Origin of the sequence: Cohnella sp., assembly GCF_041641335.1 — a bacterium.
Taxonomy (GTDB): Bacteria; Bacillota; Bacilli; order Paenibacillales; family Paenibacillaceae; genus Cohnella.
Genome location: NZ_JBEPYQ010000029.1, coordinates 26,643 through 43,268, shown reverse-complemented (window position 1 = coordinate 43,268; position 16,626 = coordinate 26,643). Strand labels below are relative to the sequence as shown.

The following is a 16,626-nucleotide window of genomic DNA, read 5'->3' as shown; positions in this document are numbered from 1 at the left end:
GTGCACCGTGCAACGCTGGAAAATCAATTTATACATTTTAATGGTCGGCAACTTTCTCGTCATGGCCGGCATGACGATGATCATACCTTTTTTGTCTCTCTACCTCCAACACGATCTGGGCTTGGCCGGAGAGCACGAGATCGGAGTATGGGCGGGAATCATCTTTGCCGCGAATTTCGTGACGTCCTTCCTGTTCCAACCGCTGTGGGGCAAGCTCGCGGAAAAATACGGCCGTAAAATGATGCTGCTGCGATCCGGCTTCGGCATGTCGATCGTCATGCTGCTCATGGGATTCGCGACCGCGCCTTGGCATCTGCTTCTGCTGCGGATGCTTAACGGCGTCATCTCGGGATATATGCCGGCCGCCGTCTCTCTCGTGTCGTCGACGACGCCGAAGGAACGGATGGGCTTCGCGATGGGCACGCTCCAGTCGGGAGGCACCGCGGGGGCCATTCTAGGTCCTTTTATCGGAGGATTGATGGCGGACAATTTCGGCTTTCGGCCGATTTTTTACATTACCGGCACTTTATTGTTTCTTGCTTCCGTCATTTCGTGGCTGCTCGTTCACGAGAAGTTCGACCGGGCCGCGGCCGCCAAGAAAGAGCAGGTCAGCGTCTTGAAAGGCTTCCGCGAGCTCATGGTCATCCGGCAGCTGCCGGTGCTGCTCACGATCACGTTCCTGATTCAGTTCGCCATGCTGAGCCCGATGCCGCTCATCCCGCTCTACGTGCAGCATCTGCACGGCACTTCGGAAAATCTGGCCTTCTACGCCGGCTTCGTCGGCTCCGTCACCGGAATATCCAACATGATCTGCTCTCCCGTGCTGGGACGGTTAAGCGACCGAATCGGAGCCACGCGCATTCTGCTTATTTGCTTGGCCGGCTCCGCCGTCATGACGATCCCGCAAGCGTTCGCGGACTCCGTCGGCATGCTGCTCGTCTTCCGCTTCCTGCTCGGCTGCTTTATGGGCGGGCTGATTCCGACCGTCAACGCGCTCGTGCGCCAATATACCCCGGACGGAAAAGAAAGCCGGGCGTTCGGCTTCAACACGAGCGCGCTCAGTCTCGGCAACATGATGGGACCGGTCGTCGGCGGAGCCTTGTCCGGCTGGATCGGCATCGAAGGGCTGTTCATTCTCGCGGGCGTGCTGCTGTTCCTGACATGCATATGGGCCACCCGCGCCTTGCGGGCGCGCAAGAAATAACGGACCAGCTGCACCAGCTCGATCCGCTCGGGTAATCGTACACGCCTAGGCGTCGTAGTCGAGGGAGATGGAGGAAGGCGCGCTGATTTTAAGCGAAAATTCCGCTTTAAAATTCGCTGCCGCAACTTTTCGAGCGATTTAAAGCGGATTTCCCGCTCTATTTCCCCGATTCTCCCATTTTGAATAAATTAAAGCGGGCTTTCCGCTCTATTTCCCCGATTCTCCCATTTTGAATAAATAAAAGCAGGCTTTCCGCTCTAAATCTGCTTATCTGACCCATTCGACAAAATTAGCGCGGAATTACCGCCCTACGAGGAGAGCGGACAATCCGCTTTCAACTCCCCAACCTCGCCGCTCCGCCGCGTATGCCTAATCTATCGAAAAAAGGGCGCGAAGAGAAGTCACTCGTCACTCAAGCCAAAACGCCTTCGGCGTCCTTAGGATGCCGAAGGCGTTTTGGCGTTTACTTGACTTCGTTGAGACGAGCTTCCAAGCGATCCCAAGTTTCCGTGATGCCTTGCAACATGCCCATATCCATGACGGTCTTGAGCGATTCGGCCGACACGTATTCGCTGTAGCTGACCAGCTTCGTCTTGCCGTCCAGATCGATAAACTCCATCGTGACTTCGGTTGCCGGCATCTCGGGATTCTCGTTGCCTTCCGCATCCGAGAAGTAATCGGTGTAGACGATTTTCTCCGGCTCTATAATTTCCTTATAGACGCCTTTGCCCCACGACTCCATTCCGTAAAAATCTCCTTGGCTCTCATCCGCGCACTTCATGCAGTAATGCCATACGCCGCCCGGACGAAAATCAATGCTGCATACGGGCAGCTCCCAGCCTTTCGGTCCCCACCAGTGCTTGAGATGGTCGGCTTCCTTGAACATCGCGAATACGAGTTCGCGCGGCGCGTCGAATACGCGTTCCAATACGAGCACCTTTTCGTTCTCCACTCTCGAAACCATAGCGTTGCCGGACATTGCAATTCCTCCTCGTGAACCTGATTGATTTAGTTTTTCTCTTTATTTTGCAATTCGCGCAAATAGTCGTCCAGCTTGTCGAACCTCTCTTCCATAATGCGCCGGAACGATTGTATCCATGAATCCAGCGCCCGGAAGGGATCGGGCCGCAATTGGTAAATTCTGCGATTGGCCTCCGCCTGCACGTCCACGATTCCGCTCTCGCTAAGGACCTTCAGATGCTTCGAAGCTTGAGGTTGGCGGATCCCCAATTGATCGGCAATCTCCCCTACGGTCAGAGGGCCTTCTCTCAGCAGCTCGACGATCCTCTTGCGATTCGGCTCGGCCAATGCGTTCAGCATTGTCATGTCCATGTCCATGTCCGGATCGTTTCCTGACATGTCGTTCACCTCGTTAACATCAGATCTCCGGTGGCTCCCCAACCCCTTCATCACCGTTGTCGGTTTCCTTGTGAATTAAATATACCACACAAGGAATATTCCTGTAAAGGAATATTTAAAATAATTTGCGGGAGACTCCGACTTTCAACACAGCAACGCCCTCTTCGTCCTCTAGACGCAGAATCGCGGACGAAAAGGAGCCGCCTCATAAGTAAGTTACTTATGGGGCAGCCCCCGCTATCGTTAATACAAGCTATTCAAACTTGACGAGAAAGTAGTTTTTCTTGCCTCTGCGGATAACCGCGTATTTGCCGTGCAGGCGATGTTCCCGCGTAACGACGAAGTCGAGCGCTTGCTCGCGCTGCCCGTTCAAGTAAACGGCGCCTTTCTCGATGTCCTCGCGCGCCTGGCGCTTCGAAGGCGCGGCCTTCGTCTCGATCAGAAGCTCGAGCAGCGGCGTCTCCTCTTGGCCGCCGACGACCGTCGTCGGCATATCCTGCAGCGCTTCGACGAGCTCCGCTTCGCTGAGCTGGGTTACGTCCCCCGAGAACAGCGCCTGCGTAATCTTCTCCGCGCTGACGACCGCATCGTCGCCGTGCACCAGCCGCGTCACCTCGCGGGCGAGCTCGCGCTGCGCGGCGCGCTGCTCCGGACGCTCGGCCAGCTCCCGTTCGAGCTCGGCGATCCGTTCGCGTTCCAGGAACGTGAAGTATTTCAGGAACTTGATGACGTCGTTGTCGTCCGTGTTGATCCAGAACTGGTAGAACGCGTACACCGACGTTTTGCTCCGGTCGAGCCAGACCGCTCCGGATTCGGATTTGCCGAACTTCTTGCCGTCGCTCTTCGTCACGAGCGGCAGCGTCATGCCGTACGCCTCTCCCCCGCCCATTTTGCCGATCAGATCGAGGCCAGCCGTAATGTTGCCCCACTGGTCGCTTCCTCCGACTTGCAGCGAGCAGCCGTGGTCGGTCAGCAGCTTGTAGAAATCGTACGACTGAAGGATCATGTAGCTGAATTCGGTGAAGGAAATGCCGTTAGCCAATCGGGAGTCTACGGAGTCCTTCGCCAGCATGTAGTTGACGGTGAAGTTTTTGCCGATGTCCCGCAGGAACGTGATCAGATCCAGGGAACCAAGCCAATCGTAGTTGCTGACGAGCTTGGCCGGATTGTCGCCCTCGAAGTCGAGAAAGCGGGACAGCTGGGCCTTCAGCCGCTCCGTCCAGAGCGCTACCGTGTCGGCCGTATTCAGGGAACGCTCGGTCGAACGTCCGCTCGGATCGCCGATCATGCCCGTTCCGCCGCCGACAAGCGCGATCGGTCTATGGCCGGCCTTCTGGAAATGACGCAAAATCAAAATCGGCAGCAGGTGGCCGATGTGCAGGCTGTCCGCCGTCGGGTCGAAACCGCAGTAGAGCACGATCGGCTCCTTGTTCAATTTCTCCTGCAAACCGTCGCGGTTCGTCGACTGGTAGATCAGCCCTCTGTATTCAAGATTGTCCAACAAGCTTTGATCCAGATTTGTCATAGCGGTGTCTCTCCTTCGGAATGTGTTCGAGGGGCGGCGCTGCGGCCGAAATCAAAAAAGACCCGTCCTGTCGTATAGACAGGGACGAGTCATCGCGGTACCACCCTAGTTGAGCATGCGCGATTACGCGCATCCTCCGCTCAAGCCCGATAACGGCTGGCAGCCGTCTTGTCCTTCCGCGCCGGCACGGTTTCGGATCAAGAAGCTCCGGGACGTAATTCGCCATTCGCGCGCGTGCCGGCTTGCATCGACCGCCGGCTTTCTGGAACGCGCCATTCGAACGCTACTAATTCCCTTCATCGCTTTCTCTTATTGCTTTGTTTGCACCACTTTATAATAACGTCGAACCTTTGTCAAGCATCCCCGAGGCCGGAATACCGGCTTTGGGGATGCTCGTTTGTTTACGCGTAGTGACAAGCCGCATAATGATTCGGACGAGTCTCGCGGAAAGCCGGAACTTCGGCCGCGCATTTCTCCGTCGCCAGAGGGCAGCGGGTGCGGAACGGACAACCGCTCGGCGGGCTGACCGGGCTTGGCAGGTCGCCCTTAAGGACGATGCGCTCCTTGTTCTCTTCCACATCCGGGTCCGGCACGGGAATCGCCGACAAGAGCGCCCTTGTATAAGGATGCTGCGGGTTGGAATACAGATCCTCGCTGCGCGCCATCTCGACGATTTTGCCCAAATACATGACGGCAACGCGGTCGCTCATATACTTGACCATCGACAAGTCGTGCGCGATGAACAGATAGGTAAGCCCCATCTTCTTCTGCAGCTCGATCAACAGATTGATGATCTGCGCCTGGATCGAGACGTCGAGCGCGGAGATCGGCTCGTCGCAGATCATGAACTGCGGATTCACCGCAAGCGCGCGGGTAATGCCGATCCGCTGCCGCTGACCGCCGGAAAATTCGTGCGGATAACGCGAAGCGTGCTCGGCGTTCAGGCCGACCATCTCGAGCAGCTCCTCAACCTTGCGTTTCCTCTCGGCTCTGCTACCCGCCAATCCGTGAATGTCGAGCGCTTCGCCGATAATGTCCAGAATGGTCATTCTCGGATTCAGAGAAGCGTAAGGATCCTGGAACACCATCTGCATTTTGCTGCGATACGCTTTTAATTTGGATTTGGACAGTTTCGTAATATCCGTTCCGTCGACGGAAATGCTGCCAGCCGTCGGCTCGTACAAGCGAATGATCGTACGCCCCGCCGTCGACTTGCCGCAGCCGGACTCTCCGACCAGCCCGAGCGTCTCTCCCTTTTGGATCGAGAAGCTGACGTCATTGACTGCCTTTAAGATACGATGATTGCCCAGGTCGAAATGCTTGCGCAAGCCTTCGATCTCGATGAATGCCTTGCTCATACGCTAGCCTCCTTGCTGCCGGCCGAACCTGCTTGCTTCGCATAAGGATGCTGCAGCCAGCAGCGAACTGCCTGCGTACCGCTGATTTCCGTATAGTCCGGAACCTCGGTTTCGCAGATGCGCATCGCCTCGTCGCAGCGGCTGCAGAAGCCGCAGCCTTGAGGAGGCTTGATCAGATCCGGCGGAGTTCCGAAGATCGGAATAAGCGGCTCGTCCTTCGCCTGATCCAGTCGAGGCAATGATCTCAGCAGCCCTTTCGTATAGGGATGCTGCGGATTGTTGAATATTTCCCTTTTCGTCCCCGTCTCCACGATCTGACCCGCATACATGACGATCACGCGGTCGCAGATGTCCGCAACGATGCCCAAGTCGTGCGTGATCAGAATGATCGAGGTTTTCATTTTCTGTTGCAGATCTTTCATGAGGCTCAGGATTTGCGCCTGGATCGTCACGTCGAGGGCGGTCGTCGGCTCGTCCGCGATCAGCAGGGAAGGATTGCATGCGAGTGCGATTGCAATGACGACCCGCTGGCGCATGCCCCCGGAAAATTGGTGGGGGTACTGCTTCAGCCGAGTTTCCGGGTTCGGGATACCGACCATTCTCAGCAGCTCGATGACGCGGTTTTTCGCTTCTTCTCTGCTCAGCTCCTGGTGCTGCAGCAGACCTTCCATAATCTGCTTGCCGACCGTCATCGTCGGATTCAGCGAGGTCATCGGGTCCTGGAAGATCATTCCGATCTTGTTGCCCCGTATTTTCTGCATTTCCTTCTCGGAAAGAGCGAGCAAATCCTGTCCGCCCAGCAGCACTTGACCGCCCTTGATTCTTCCCGGAGGCATCTGAATCAAGCGCATGATCGTCTGGGCGGTTACGCTCTTGCCGGAACCGGATTCGCCGACGACGGCGACCGCTTCCCCTTCCTTGATTTGAAAGCTGACGTCGCGGACGGCTTGCACCTCGCCGCCGTATACGTCGAACGATACGCTTAGATTTTTCACGTCCAACAGCGTTTTGCTTGCGCCATAGGTCGATTTCATGAAGGCCGAGACCTCCTTTCCGCGTCTTGCGTCTATTTTTTCAGCTTCGGATCGAACGCGTCGCGCATTCCGTCTCCAAAAATATTAAAAGCGAAAATCGTCAAGCTAAGGAAAAACGCCGGGAAGAACAGTCTCCACGGAAAGAGCGTCATCGACTTGACCGCGTCGTCTATCATCGTTCCCCAGGATGCGATCGGCGACTGAACGCCGAGACCGAGGAAGCTTAGGAACGCTTCGGTGAAAATCGCGCTCGGAACGGTAAGCGTCATCGTGACGAGAATCGGTCCCATCGCATTGGGAATCAAATGACGGAAAATGATGCGCATCGCGCCAGCACCGAGCGCTTTGGAGGCGAGCGCGTATTCTTGATTTTTCAACTGCATCATCTGACCGCGCACGATCCACGCCATATTGATCCATCCGGTGATCGACATCGCGACGATGATCGTCGTGAGACTTGGCTCCATGACGACAAGAAGCAGGATAACGACGAGCAGATACGGGATCGCGTACAGAATTTCGGCGAACCGGTTCATGATTTCGTCCACTTTGCCGCCGTAGTAGCCCATAATGCCGCCGTAGATGATGCCGATAACCAAATCGATCAGAGCGGCCGCAAATCCGACGAACAGAGACACTTGCGCGCCTTTCCACGTTCTTGCGAACATATCCCGTCCCAGATCGTCGGTGCCGAACCAATGCTCGGCGCTTGGCGGCAGGTTTGTTTTGTCCAAATAGTTCGTATAGTGGTCGTGCGGATAAATAAGCGGGCCGAATATCGCGAACAGCACGACGACGACCATGATCCAGAAGCCGGTCATAGCCAGCTTATTGCTGTACAGCCGCATGCGAATATCCTGCCAGGCGGTCAACCGCTTGCGCTCGATTCTCTCGGCTTCGCCGGAGTCGCGACTAAGCGGCTGGAACATCTCGGGGCGAATCGCCCCCGTCTTGGAATCTTTCTGCAGCAAGGCTTATTTCGCCACCTTTCCACCCGACATTCTAATGCGCGGATCAACCAATACGTAGGCGATATCCGCCAGCAAACGGCTGACCATTAGAATAACGGCATAAAAAATCGTAATTCCCATAATAAGCGGGTAGTCCCGGTCGGAGACGCTCTGCACGAAGAACTTGCCGAGTCCGGGAATCGCGAATATTTTCTCGATAACGACGGACCCCGTAATAACATTTGCCATCAAGAAACCGAGGAACGTCACGACCGGCAGCATCGAGTTGCGAAGCGCGTGGCGCCACACGATCAAATGGCCGGCCAACCCTTTGGCCTTCGCCGTCTTGATAAAGTCGGCGTTTAATACTTCTATCATGGTTGAACGGATCAACCTGGCGATAAAAGCGATCGAAGTGGAAGAAAGAGCGATCGTCGGCAGCACGTAATCCAGCGGCCCGTTCAGTCCCGCCACCTCGAAAGCCGGAATTTTCACAGCTAAGACGTATTGCAAGAGCGGCGCCAGCACCAGGCTCGGAACGGATAAGCCGATGACGGCAATCACCATCGCGAAATTATCGAGAAATTTACGGTGATACATAGCCGCGAGAATGCCCAGCACGCAGCCCGCCACCACGGAGGTGACGACGGAAACCAAGCCGAGCCTTAGAGAATACTTAAAAGAATTGGAAATGATTTTGTCTACCGCTTGAAACTTCTTTTTCATGGAGATGCCCAGGTCGCCCTGAACGAGGTTTTTCAAATAAACGCCGTACTGTACGATCAACGGCTTATCCAAGCCGTAATACGCTTCCAGGTTTTTCTGGATCGTTGCGCTTGTCGCTTTTTCGGATTGCAGCGGACTGCCCGGCACGGCGTTCATCAGAACGAACGTCGCCGTAACCAGGCAAAACAAAGACACCAGCATAAACGCGAATTTTTTCGAAATATAACGAATCAAGCTTTTTTCACCCGCCCGTTCTCCTTATTCATGCAACCGAAAGGGTATATATAGGGATGCTATATATACCCTTTCGCGTCGTGGATTTGTAGCGTTACGTCAATGATGCTTTAGTTCTTCTTGCCGAATGCCCAATCCAGGTGACCTGCATAATCGGAGACGACGTCTTCGAAGCCGTCTTTCTTCATCGTAACCGTCGTGTAGTAGTAGATCGGCATAACGCCCATATCTTCGGCGACCGCGGTTTTTTCAGCTTGCGCAATCAGGTCGAGACGAGTTTTCTCATCGGATGCCGCAATCGCGTCGTCCAGCGCCTTGCCGACAGCCGGGTTGTTGTACTTACCGTCGTTGTTGCCGGATTTCGGATGAATCAAGTCATACGAGAAGTTGATCGCATGGTTGAAGTCCGCGCCCCATCCGGAGCGAGCGACATTGAACTGTTGGGCTTTTCTCGATTCGAGGAACGTGCCCCACTCCTGGTTGGACAGCTTCACTTCGACGCCGAGATTTTTACGCCACATGTCGACGACCGCTTCCGCAATCGCTTTGTGACCTTCGTTCGTGTTATACAGCAGCGTCGTTTCCGGGAACTTGTCGAGACCGCTTTCCGCAAGACCTTCGGCGAGCAGTTTCTTCGCCTCGTCTACGTTCTCGGAGATGTAGCTGTTGTCCGGATACATTTCGCGGAAGTTTTTGCCGTCCAGACCGCCGATGCTAGGCGGAATCAAAGCGTAGGCCGGAGTTTGGTTCGCTTTCGTGACGTTGTCGATGATCGCTTGACGATCGATCGCCATCGAGAACGCTTTGCGCACTTTGACGTTGTCGAACGGCTTTTGCGTGTTATTGAACAGATAGTAATACGTGGAGGCAATCTCTTTGATTTCGGCCTTGCCGTCCGCAACGAGCTGCGGAACGCGGTCGCTCGGCACGGAGCCCGCTTGTGCTCCGATCCAGTCGATTTTGCCGGTCTCATATAGGTTATATACGGTAGAGTCGTCCTCCACGAGAGAAATCGTGACCGTATCAAAGCTGACCTTGGCCGCGTTGTAGTAGTCCGGGTTTTTCGTCAAGACGAGCTTGTCGCCGTGAGCCCATTCCTTCAGCAGGAAAGGTCCGTTGGTGACCATCGTCTTGGCGTCAGCAGCCCACTCCGGCTTGCCGTCCACGGAAGCAGGGTGTACCGGCCAGAACGTGTAATGCGCGATCAAGCTATTGAAGTATGGCGTAGCGGATGCGAGCTTCACTTCCAGCGTCGTATCGTCCAGAGCCTTCACGCCGACTTCGTCGACCGTAGCTTTGCCATCGTTATATTTCTCGCCGTTCTCGATGTAGAAAAGCATGTATGCATATTCGGAAGCCGTTTCCGGATTCAGCGCGCGCTTCCAGGAGTATTCGAAATCATGGGCCGTTACTGGATCCCCGTTGCTCCACTTCGCGTCGTCGCGAAGTTTGAACGTGTAAGTTTTGCCATCATCGGACATCGTCCACTCTTTGGCGATGGCTGGCTCCGGAACGCCGTCCGGACTGAGGCGGGTAAGGCCGTCGTACAGACCGGATGCAACGATCGAGGACTGCGCGTCCGTCATCAATGCAGGGTCCAAGCTAGGCGGCTCGCTGGCAAGGGTAAAGCGGAATTCTTGCGGAGTTTTGTTCTCCTGGGATGCTTGACTCTCCGCAGGCGAGTTGGTCGCGCTGGCGGACGGTGAAGCCGTGTCCGTGTTATTTTTCTTGTCGTTGCTGCAAGCCGCTAGCAGAGAGCCGGCAAGCGTGACTGCCATCGCAGTCGATAATACCTTCTTGTACTTCATGATTTTGCCTCCCCATTTATTGAGTATCTTCCCTGAAGCGCATCGTTTCTATACGCTCCGTTTCCTCCGCGAATTTCGACAAAATCCGCAGAGTACACTCCCCAGTCCACTCTCCCGCAAATGAAATTTCGTTTCATTTACCGTCAGTTGTTCTGGAACAAAAGTCATCTTACTATGATTGTTCGTGTTCTGCAATGAGAGTTTATGGAATGGTTAGCAAAAAGAACTCTCAATGTCACATTATCTTACATATTAATGACAGAAACCGCTTACTTTTATGATTAAACATTTATTGGTTCGTATAAACATTCATCGATATTGATATTAATGTAAATTAAGATCTGCTAATCATGAAAAAATGTTCATTAAAATAGAAATTTATTGAATTTTTGTATTCTAAATGGCGATGTTTTTAGTAAAATCCTAATTAAATTATTCGAATGGATTAAAAAAGGATTATACATCTGTAAAAAAGAGCCCTTTCATGGAGAAAAAGGGCTCGAAATTTTATGCCGTTTTAGCGGCTAAGCTTTAACGCGAACAAGCGCCAAACCGTCGTATGCGGGCAGATGAACGCCTTGAAAACGATTATCTCGGGCAATCGTCAAGTTAAATTGTCGAAGCGCGCGAACCGAAGGTCCTTGCTTCTTTTCGTCGATCGTCTTCCCTCTCAGCAGCGTATTGTCGGCCGCGATGATTGCCCCCGGATTCGCCAGCTCCAGACACGCTTCCAAATAATAAGGATAGTTTTCCTTATCCGCGTCGATGAAGAAGAAATCGAACGTATCTCCTCGCTCCTTGAGCTTCACGAGATTCGCCGAAGCTTCTCCGACGAGGTATTCCGCCTTGTCCCCCAGCCCCGCCGCCGTCAGATTGGCCAGGGCCATCTCGGCGAACTCGCTGTTCAGTTCGAGCGAGACGAGCCGGCCGTTCGCCGGCAGCCCCCGGGCAAGACATATCCCGCTGTATCCGCCCAGCGCTCCGATTTCGAGCGCCCTGGTCGCGCCGGTCGCCGCCACCAGAAACGTAAGCAGCCTCCCGTAACCCGCCGCCACGGAAATATCCCGCATCCCCGCCTCGCGCAAGCGGTCGGCAACCCGATCGAGATCGGCGTCGCTCTCGTATAGACCGTCGAAATAAGCTTCAGGCGTCCTTTCCATCGTTAAATCTCCTCCAAGTGAATCCGCGGCCGCTTGTCGGCCGGCGGGAGCTTTTTTAATGAACATTTTATCACAAAGTTTGTAAATCCCTTTCCAGAGAGCTATACTATTTTTTGCTTACGCTTATCGTGAAATTCAATATTATGGAATGGCGACGTTAACGTTCGCCGCTTGCAGGAAAGGAAGTCATACTATGCTGTCAAAGATGCGATCCGCCGCCGGAGCAGGGCTGCGCCGGGGCCGGAACGCGCTGGGGTCGTGGCCGGTCTGGGGGATCGCGCTGCTCGTCGCGTCGATGCTATATAAATTAAACGAATTGGACCACCAATTCAACGTCGGCGGGATGAATCATTGGAAATGGGCAGTCAACCTCGGAGCGGTGCTGCTCGCTTCCTTCTGGACGCTCTTCCTCGGAGTGCGGGCAAGAGCGGTTTCCTTGGCCGCTCTGGATCTGGCGCTGTCCGCCCTGATCTTCGCGGACCTGATTTATTTCCGTTTTTTCAAAGACTTTATCTCCGTCCCCGTCCTGCTTCAGGCCGGCCAAGTCGGAGAACTGCAGGAAAGCATCTGGAGCCTGATGCGGCCGGGAGACTGGATCTACTTCGCGGATCTTCCGATCGCCTTCGCGCTGGCCGGGCGGACGTTATGGAAGCATTCCGCCAAGCGAAGACTTGACGGACAGCGAAGTCCGCGAGCCTCCAGGTCCGGAATAAGCTTCCTCTGGCGCAAGCTGCTCCCTGCAGCGCTCGTATTCGCGATCGGCTGGTCTCTCGTCTACTATCCGGTAGAAGAGCAGACAAACCCGAAAAACGGCTGGGCGCGCGGCTTATTCGTCGGCAACTGGTGGAACGTGCCGATCTACAACGTGACGGGACTGCTCGGGTTTCACGGCTATGACGCCTATCGTTACGCCAAGGAGCATTGGCTCGGCGAGAAGCTGTCCGAGGAGCAAATCCTCGAAGCAAAATCCTGGTTCGAGGAAAGACGGCAGCTGCAGAGACAGGCGGAATCCGAGCCTCTGTTCGGCCAGTATGCGGGCAAGAACGTGCTGATCGTTCAGGCGGAAGCTTTCCAAACGTTCGTCATCGGTCAATCGATCGGCGGCGAAGAAATTACGCCTAATCTGAACCGGCTGATCGGGCAGAGCGTTTACTTTCCGAACTTCTACCATCAGACGGCGCAGGGCCGAACTTCCGACGCCGACTTCCTGACCAGCTGCTCGATGCACCCGTTGCCGACCGGATCCGTATTTATCCGGTTCGCGGGCAACGAATTCGACTGCGCCCCCGGCATACTGAATAGCCGGGGTTACGACACGACGGTTCATCACGCCTACGACGGAAGCTTCTGGAACCGCAACAACATGTACCACAACATGGACTACGATCAGTTTTACACTATTAAGGATTATCGGATCGACGAGCCGATCGGATGGTCTCTTGGAGACGAATCTTTCTTCCGCCAGACGATCGAGCAATTGAAGGAACGCAACCGATCTCCTTTTTACGCCATGACCATTACCTTATCCAGCCACCATCCGTTCAAGCTGCCTTCCGTTAATCAGGAGCTGAACGTGGGCGAGCTCGACGGAACGATCATGGGAGACTACATCCAGGCCGCCCACTACGTGGACGCCGCAGTAGGCAAGCTCATTCGGGACTTGCAGGACGAAGGCTTGTGGGACAACACCGTTCTGATGTTCTACGGGGATCACGACAACTCCGTATACGACTGGAGCCTGTACGAGAAGTTTCTCGGCAAGCCGGTCTCCGAGCTGGACAAAGACCGGATCGTCCGGCAAGTGCCGTTCCTGGTCCATCTTCCGGGCGACGAGCACGCGGGCGTCATTGAGAAAGCCGTCGGACAGATCGATACGGCGCCTACCCTCATGCACTTGCTCGGCGTTCCGGCGGAGGGCCGCTACATGATGGGAGTCAGTATGCTCTCCGAAGCGCGCAAATCGGTCGTGTTCCGCAACGGAGGCTTTACCGACGGACGCGTCTACTTCGTGCCGAACGCCGACGGTCTGATCGAGAACGGCAAATGCTACTCCCTGGAAGGCGAGGAAGCGGCCGAAACCGGCGTCGCCGCCTGCGCCGAAGGCGCCGAAGCGGCGAAACGGGATTTGAACGTATCGGACATGATGGTCGAGAACGATTTGATTTCGCTGCTCCGCGAGGAAGACGGTCAGCCGTAAACGTTCATGAACAGGCAATGGCGGTGCAGGGACATTTCCCTGCACCGCCATTTTCGGCTTCTTCGACTGCGGATATTAGCTTTTTACATACTTGCTCGCTATTTCGATCGCTTCGTCCTCCGTAGGAGCCGTTACGTATCGTCCGTTGATGAAGACAAAAGCTTTCCGGGCGCATGGGCCGCAATAAGACTTGCACGCCACCTTGATCTCGGTTCCAGGGGCTATCTTCTGCAGCTTGGGCAGCATCGATTTGACCCGGATATGCTTGCATTTGTCGCAGATCCGGATATCGTTCCGGGAGGCGACGCGTTCGCGATCAATGGTCTCCATGGTTCCCCTTGCTTGGATTCGTAATGACGAATCCTTCTTCCGGAAAATAAAGATAGTCGATCTTCACGCCGTCAAGAAACTCTTCGCCCTTCGTCAAGATCACGTCAATGCCTTTATCCGTCGTTACGACCTCGTCCTTGTCGGTCGGCTTGCCCAGATCCATGCCGTAATGCGCATGGTCTCCGTGACTGTGCGTAACGAACACTTTAAGCTTCAATTCGGCGTTCTCGGGCTTGTCCAATTCTTGGCGCAGCACCTTCGCCGCATTGCGGGTAATTTTGCAGTTCATTCGTCCTTCACTCCCGTCGGTTTCTCCGTTCTATTGTAAAGAGTTTACCGCAGGAAAACAAGAAGCTGTCCCATAAGTAAACAGAGGCGTACACAACGATTATCGATGGATGCAGGGTAATGGGCTTCTATCTCCTTCCGATGCAAGATCCCCCGAACCCTGATCCTGAAATTTTGAATAGGCAGACCCGTGATAAGTCGATTTCAGGACCGTATGAGGCAGGCTCCAGGAGATAGATGCCCTCTTATTTTCATCGGCAATCTTGTACGCCCTTACTTAAGGGCCAGCCTCTGTCTCTTATGCGCGTCCGTACGGCTGTTGTCCGTAGCCTTGAGAAGCGCCGGCTTGCTGCCCGTAGTACGCTTGCCCGTAAGCTTGCGGGTAGTAAGCCGGATAGCCGTACATTTGAGCAGGCTGCCCAGCTTGAACGGGAGGAGCGGCTTGAGCGTGCCGGGCAGGCTGCGAGCCGCTCCGCGCGGAATGGGGCGCGACCTGCTGGCCCTTCTTGCAGCTTTTCGGAGGTCCGATATACGCTGTCTCCTGGATCGGCGCGAACGTCGCCTTCACCTGCGCCTCGTCCAGGCAGTACGAATGCGCCCATACGCTGGCGGGGGTCAATCGCAAAATATCGGAGCCGAAGATCGCCTCCGGAATCGGGGCGTCGAAAATCGCGAGCAGATGCGTATTGTCCTCCGTAGCGATCTCATAATGCCACCAGCCTTGCGGAACGTTCGCGACTTGGCCGGGCTTGATCGGAAAATTCATCAGCTTCAGCGAGAACGGATTGATCAGGGACACGACCGCGGAGCCCGAAATGCAATAGACGAGCTCGGACGCGTTCTGATGAATATGCGGCTCGACCACGTTGCCCGTGCTCAAATAGATATCCAGCAAGGAGTAGTTGCCCAAGGTGTTCAGGTCTTTGATCGACAACCGGTTGATATAATTGCGGTCGTCCTTCTTGAAGAACAGATCGTTCTTAAGATCGAACGTGAATTGCGCGCTCGGGGACGCGTAATCCATATACGAAATAGCCAACTTGCGTTCCGCCTCTCCATAGCAGGATTGAAAATCTATAGAGAGTATATGCAATCGCCCATATTCTGGTTCATATGCCGTACTTGCGCTCCATCGCCCGCGCGTACCATACGGCCGCGGCCGCGGTGAACGCCGCGTCGTCGATCGGCAGCAGCGGCATGAAATCCGGCAATACCCAATAGAGCAACACCGGCACGACGAAGATCAGCTTATCCTTCAGCGTCACCCTGTTCGAACGCAGAATGCGCCATACGCGTCCGGGAATGCGCATCCAAAGCGCCAATCCGGATTTACGGGCCATGAGAGATCGCTCCTTTCCGACAAGCGGTTCCCCTCATTGTACCCTACCGGCACGCCCGTCAGTCAAGCGGGAGCGCAGTCCAACGCTTCCGCCAGCAGTCTTGCGATATCGTCGTACAATTCGTCGGCCGTCTCCGGCGACAGCGGATTATGTCCCCACCCGGCCTCGACCGTAAATCCCGGTCGCCCGAACCGGGCGATGAACCAATCCTTGTATCCTGCGTCGCTGCCCTCCAAGTAGACGGCGCGATAGCCTGCCGCTTTTGCCATCCGGTCCGCCCACTCCCGCGACTCCTTCGGCTCCCCGCCGCGATAATTCCAGTAGATCTCCTCGCCCTGAGTATGAAGCGCAAGCACGGCATGGAAACCGTTCCGTTCGGTAAACTCGGCCAAAGCCGCAGCCTCCGGCTCGCTCAGCGGTTTCTCCCCGGAATAATCGCGAGGGGCCGGACCGTCCATAGCGCGGCGGGCGCGCTCCTCTTCCCAGAACGCGGGAAACTGGTCGTTCAGATCGACGCCTCTCGCGTTCGCCTTCCAGCGCCGGAACTGTCCCGAACCCCGGTTCCATCGAAGCAGCTCCCGATAGTACGGATGCTCCTCCGTCAATCCCCGCTGGACAAGCTCCACGCCGTCCGGGTTCAGCATCGGCACGACCCACAGGCTGCACCTGGCGAACAGATCGTTCGCGGACTTGCCCCAAAACAAAGCGCCGCGCGCATAACTGTCGGCGTAGTCCTCGGCGAATTTCATCAACAGCACCGACGTGATCCATTCGTTCGCGTGGCACGCGCCGTTGAAGTGCCACCGGAACGGCCCCGTCCCCAACCTGAAGAACGGGATCGGCCGGCCCAGCGCGCTGCTGCCGATCGATCCCGCGGAGATAAAGGAATGCTTCTGGGTTAATGCTTGCAGATCCGCTTCCAGCCTCTCCGGCCCGTAATCCTCGTAAGCGCAGCAAACCGGTTCAATCGATTCGTCCGCCATCGCGATCCCTCCCGTTTTTCCGAGATGCTATCATGTATGCGCGGCGAACCCGACTTATGAATAACCGGGACGGATCGGCCGAAGAGCGAAGCGCTCCGAACTACGCCCGACCGGACAGCGAGGCGTTCTT

16 protein-coding genes and 1 other annotated feature are annotated in these 16,626 nt (G+C 55.4%); of the genes, 2 read left to right on the top strand and 14 right to left on the bottom strand.

The window, feature by feature from the left end; genetic code table 11:
* Positions 1-7 precede the first annotated feature (7 nt).
* Complete coding sequence (locus tag ACESLM_RS11830; RefSeq protein ID WP_372631778.1) at positions 8-1,204, top strand: MFS transporter; 1,197 nt, start codon at positions 8-10, stop codon at positions 1,202-1,204.
* A gap of 463 nt (positions 1,205-1,667) precedes the next feature.
* Here the strand turns inward: ACESLM_RS11830 and ACESLM_RS11825 are convergent, their stop codons facing one another.
* From ACESLM_RS11825 to ACESLM_RS11785, 9 genes are all read right to left on the bottom strand, one after another.
* On the bottom strand, positions 1,668-2,183 hold the full coding sequence (locus ACESLM_RS11825) for an SRPBCC domain-containing protein (protein WP_372631777.1): 516 nt from the start codon (positions 2,181-2,183) through the stop codon (positions 1,668-1,670).
* Between the two features lie 29 nt (positions 2,184-2,212).
* Positions 2,213-2,563: an ArsR/SmtB family transcription factor gene (locus tag ACESLM_RS11820; RefSeq protein WP_372631776.1), complete on the bottom strand. Its 351-nt coding sequence runs from the start codon at positions 2,561-2,563 to the stop codon at positions 2,213-2,215.
* A gap of 253 nt (positions 2,564-2,816) precedes the next feature.
* The gene (gene tyrS, locus ACESLM_RS11815; protein ID WP_372631775.1) at positions 2,817-4,088 is read right to left on the bottom strand and encodes a tyrosine--tRNA ligase; all 1,272 of its coding nucleotides are present in this window, start codon (positions 4,086-4,088) and stop codon (positions 2,817-2,819) included.
* Between the two features lie 77 nt (positions 4,089-4,165).
* Positions 4,166-4,397 (bottom strand) — a binding site (T-box leader).
* 92 nt (positions 4,398-4,489) lie between these two features.
* On the bottom strand, positions 4,490-5,446 hold the full coding sequence (locus ACESLM_RS11810; RefSeq protein WP_372631774.1) for an ABC transporter ATP-binding protein: 957 nt from the start codon (positions 5,444-5,446) through the stop codon (positions 4,490-4,492).
* Positions 5,443-6,480 carry an ABC transporter ATP-binding protein gene (locus tag ACESLM_RS11805; RefSeq protein WP_372631773.1) on the bottom strand — a complete coding sequence of 346 codons (1,038 nt, stop codon included), beginning with the start codon at positions 6,478-6,480 and terminating at the stop codon, positions 5,443-5,445. Before ACESLM_RS11805 ends, ACESLM_RS11810 begins: the two co-directional genes overlap by 4 nt.
* 32 nt (positions 6,481-6,512) lie before the next feature.
* Positions 6,513-7,409: an ABC transporter permease gene (locus ACESLM_RS11800; protein WP_372631797.1), complete on the bottom strand. Its 897-nt coding sequence runs from the start codon at positions 7,407-7,409 to the stop codon at positions 6,513-6,515.
* A 45-nt stretch (positions 7,410-7,454) separates the two neighbouring features.
* Complete coding sequence (locus ACESLM_RS11795; RefSeq protein WP_372631772.1) at positions 7,455-8,390, bottom strand: ABC transporter permease; 936 nt, start codon at positions 8,388-8,390, stop codon at positions 7,455-7,457.
* A 110-nt stretch (positions 8,391-8,500) separates the two neighbouring features.
* Positions 8,501-10,198: a peptide ABC transporter substrate-binding protein gene (locus ACESLM_RS11790; protein ID WP_372631771.1), complete on the bottom strand. Its 1,698-nt coding sequence runs from the start codon at positions 10,196-10,198 to the stop codon at positions 8,501-8,503.
* Between the two features lie 524 nt (positions 10,199-10,722).
* The gene (locus ACESLM_RS11785) at positions 10,723-11,358 is read right to left on the bottom strand and encodes an O-methyltransferase (RefSeq protein WP_372631770.1); all 636 of its coding nucleotides are present in this window, start codon (positions 11,356-11,358) and stop codon (positions 10,723-10,725) included.
* A 193-nt stretch (positions 11,359-11,551) separates the two neighbouring features.
* On the opposite strand from ACESLM_RS11785, the gene ACESLM_RS11780 reads away from it, so the two are divergent.
* Positions 11,552-13,555, top strand: a complete 2,004-nt coding sequence (locus ACESLM_RS11780; protein ID WP_372631769.1) for an LTA synthase family protein — start codon at positions 11,552-11,554, stop codon at positions 13,553-13,555.
* 75 nt (positions 13,556-13,630) lie between these two features.
* On the opposite strand, the gene ACESLM_RS11775 is transcribed toward ACESLM_RS11780, so the two are convergent.
* The 5 genes from ACESLM_RS11775 to ACESLM_RS11755 all read right to left on the bottom strand — a co-directional run bounded on the left by ACESLM_RS11775 (position 13,631) and on the right by ACESLM_RS11755 (position 16,496).
* Positions 13,631-13,885: a YuzB family protein gene (locus tag ACESLM_RS11775; RefSeq protein WP_372631768.1), complete on the bottom strand. Its 255-nt coding sequence runs from the start codon at positions 13,883-13,885 to the stop codon at positions 13,631-13,633.
* A complete protein-coding gene (locus ACESLM_RS11770) occupies positions 13,872-14,174 on the bottom strand; it encodes a heme biosynthesis protein HemY (protein WP_094041811.1) in 303 nt (100 codons plus the stop codon). The genes ACESLM_RS11775 and ACESLM_RS11770 overlap by 14 nt, the downstream gene beginning before the upstream one ends.
* Positions 14,175-14,471: 297 nt before the next feature.
* Positions 14,472-15,212 carry a cupin domain-containing protein gene (locus ACESLM_RS11765; protein WP_372631767.1) on the bottom strand — a complete coding sequence of 247 codons (741 nt, stop codon included), beginning with the start codon at positions 15,210-15,212 and terminating at the stop codon, positions 14,472-14,474.
* A 70-nt stretch (positions 15,213-15,282) separates the two neighbouring features.
* The gene (locus ACESLM_RS11760) at positions 15,283-15,513 is read right to left on the bottom strand and encodes a hypothetical protein (protein ID WP_372631766.1); all 231 of its coding nucleotides are present in this window, start codon (positions 15,511-15,513) and stop codon (positions 15,283-15,285) included.
* A 62-nt stretch (positions 15,514-15,575) separates the two neighbouring features.
* Positions 15,576-16,496 carry a M14 family metallopeptidase gene (locus ACESLM_RS11755; protein ID WP_372631765.1) on the bottom strand — a complete coding sequence of 307 codons (921 nt, stop codon included), beginning with the start codon at positions 16,494-16,496 and terminating at the stop codon, positions 15,576-15,578.
* Positions 16,497-16,626 lie beyond the last annotated feature (130 nt).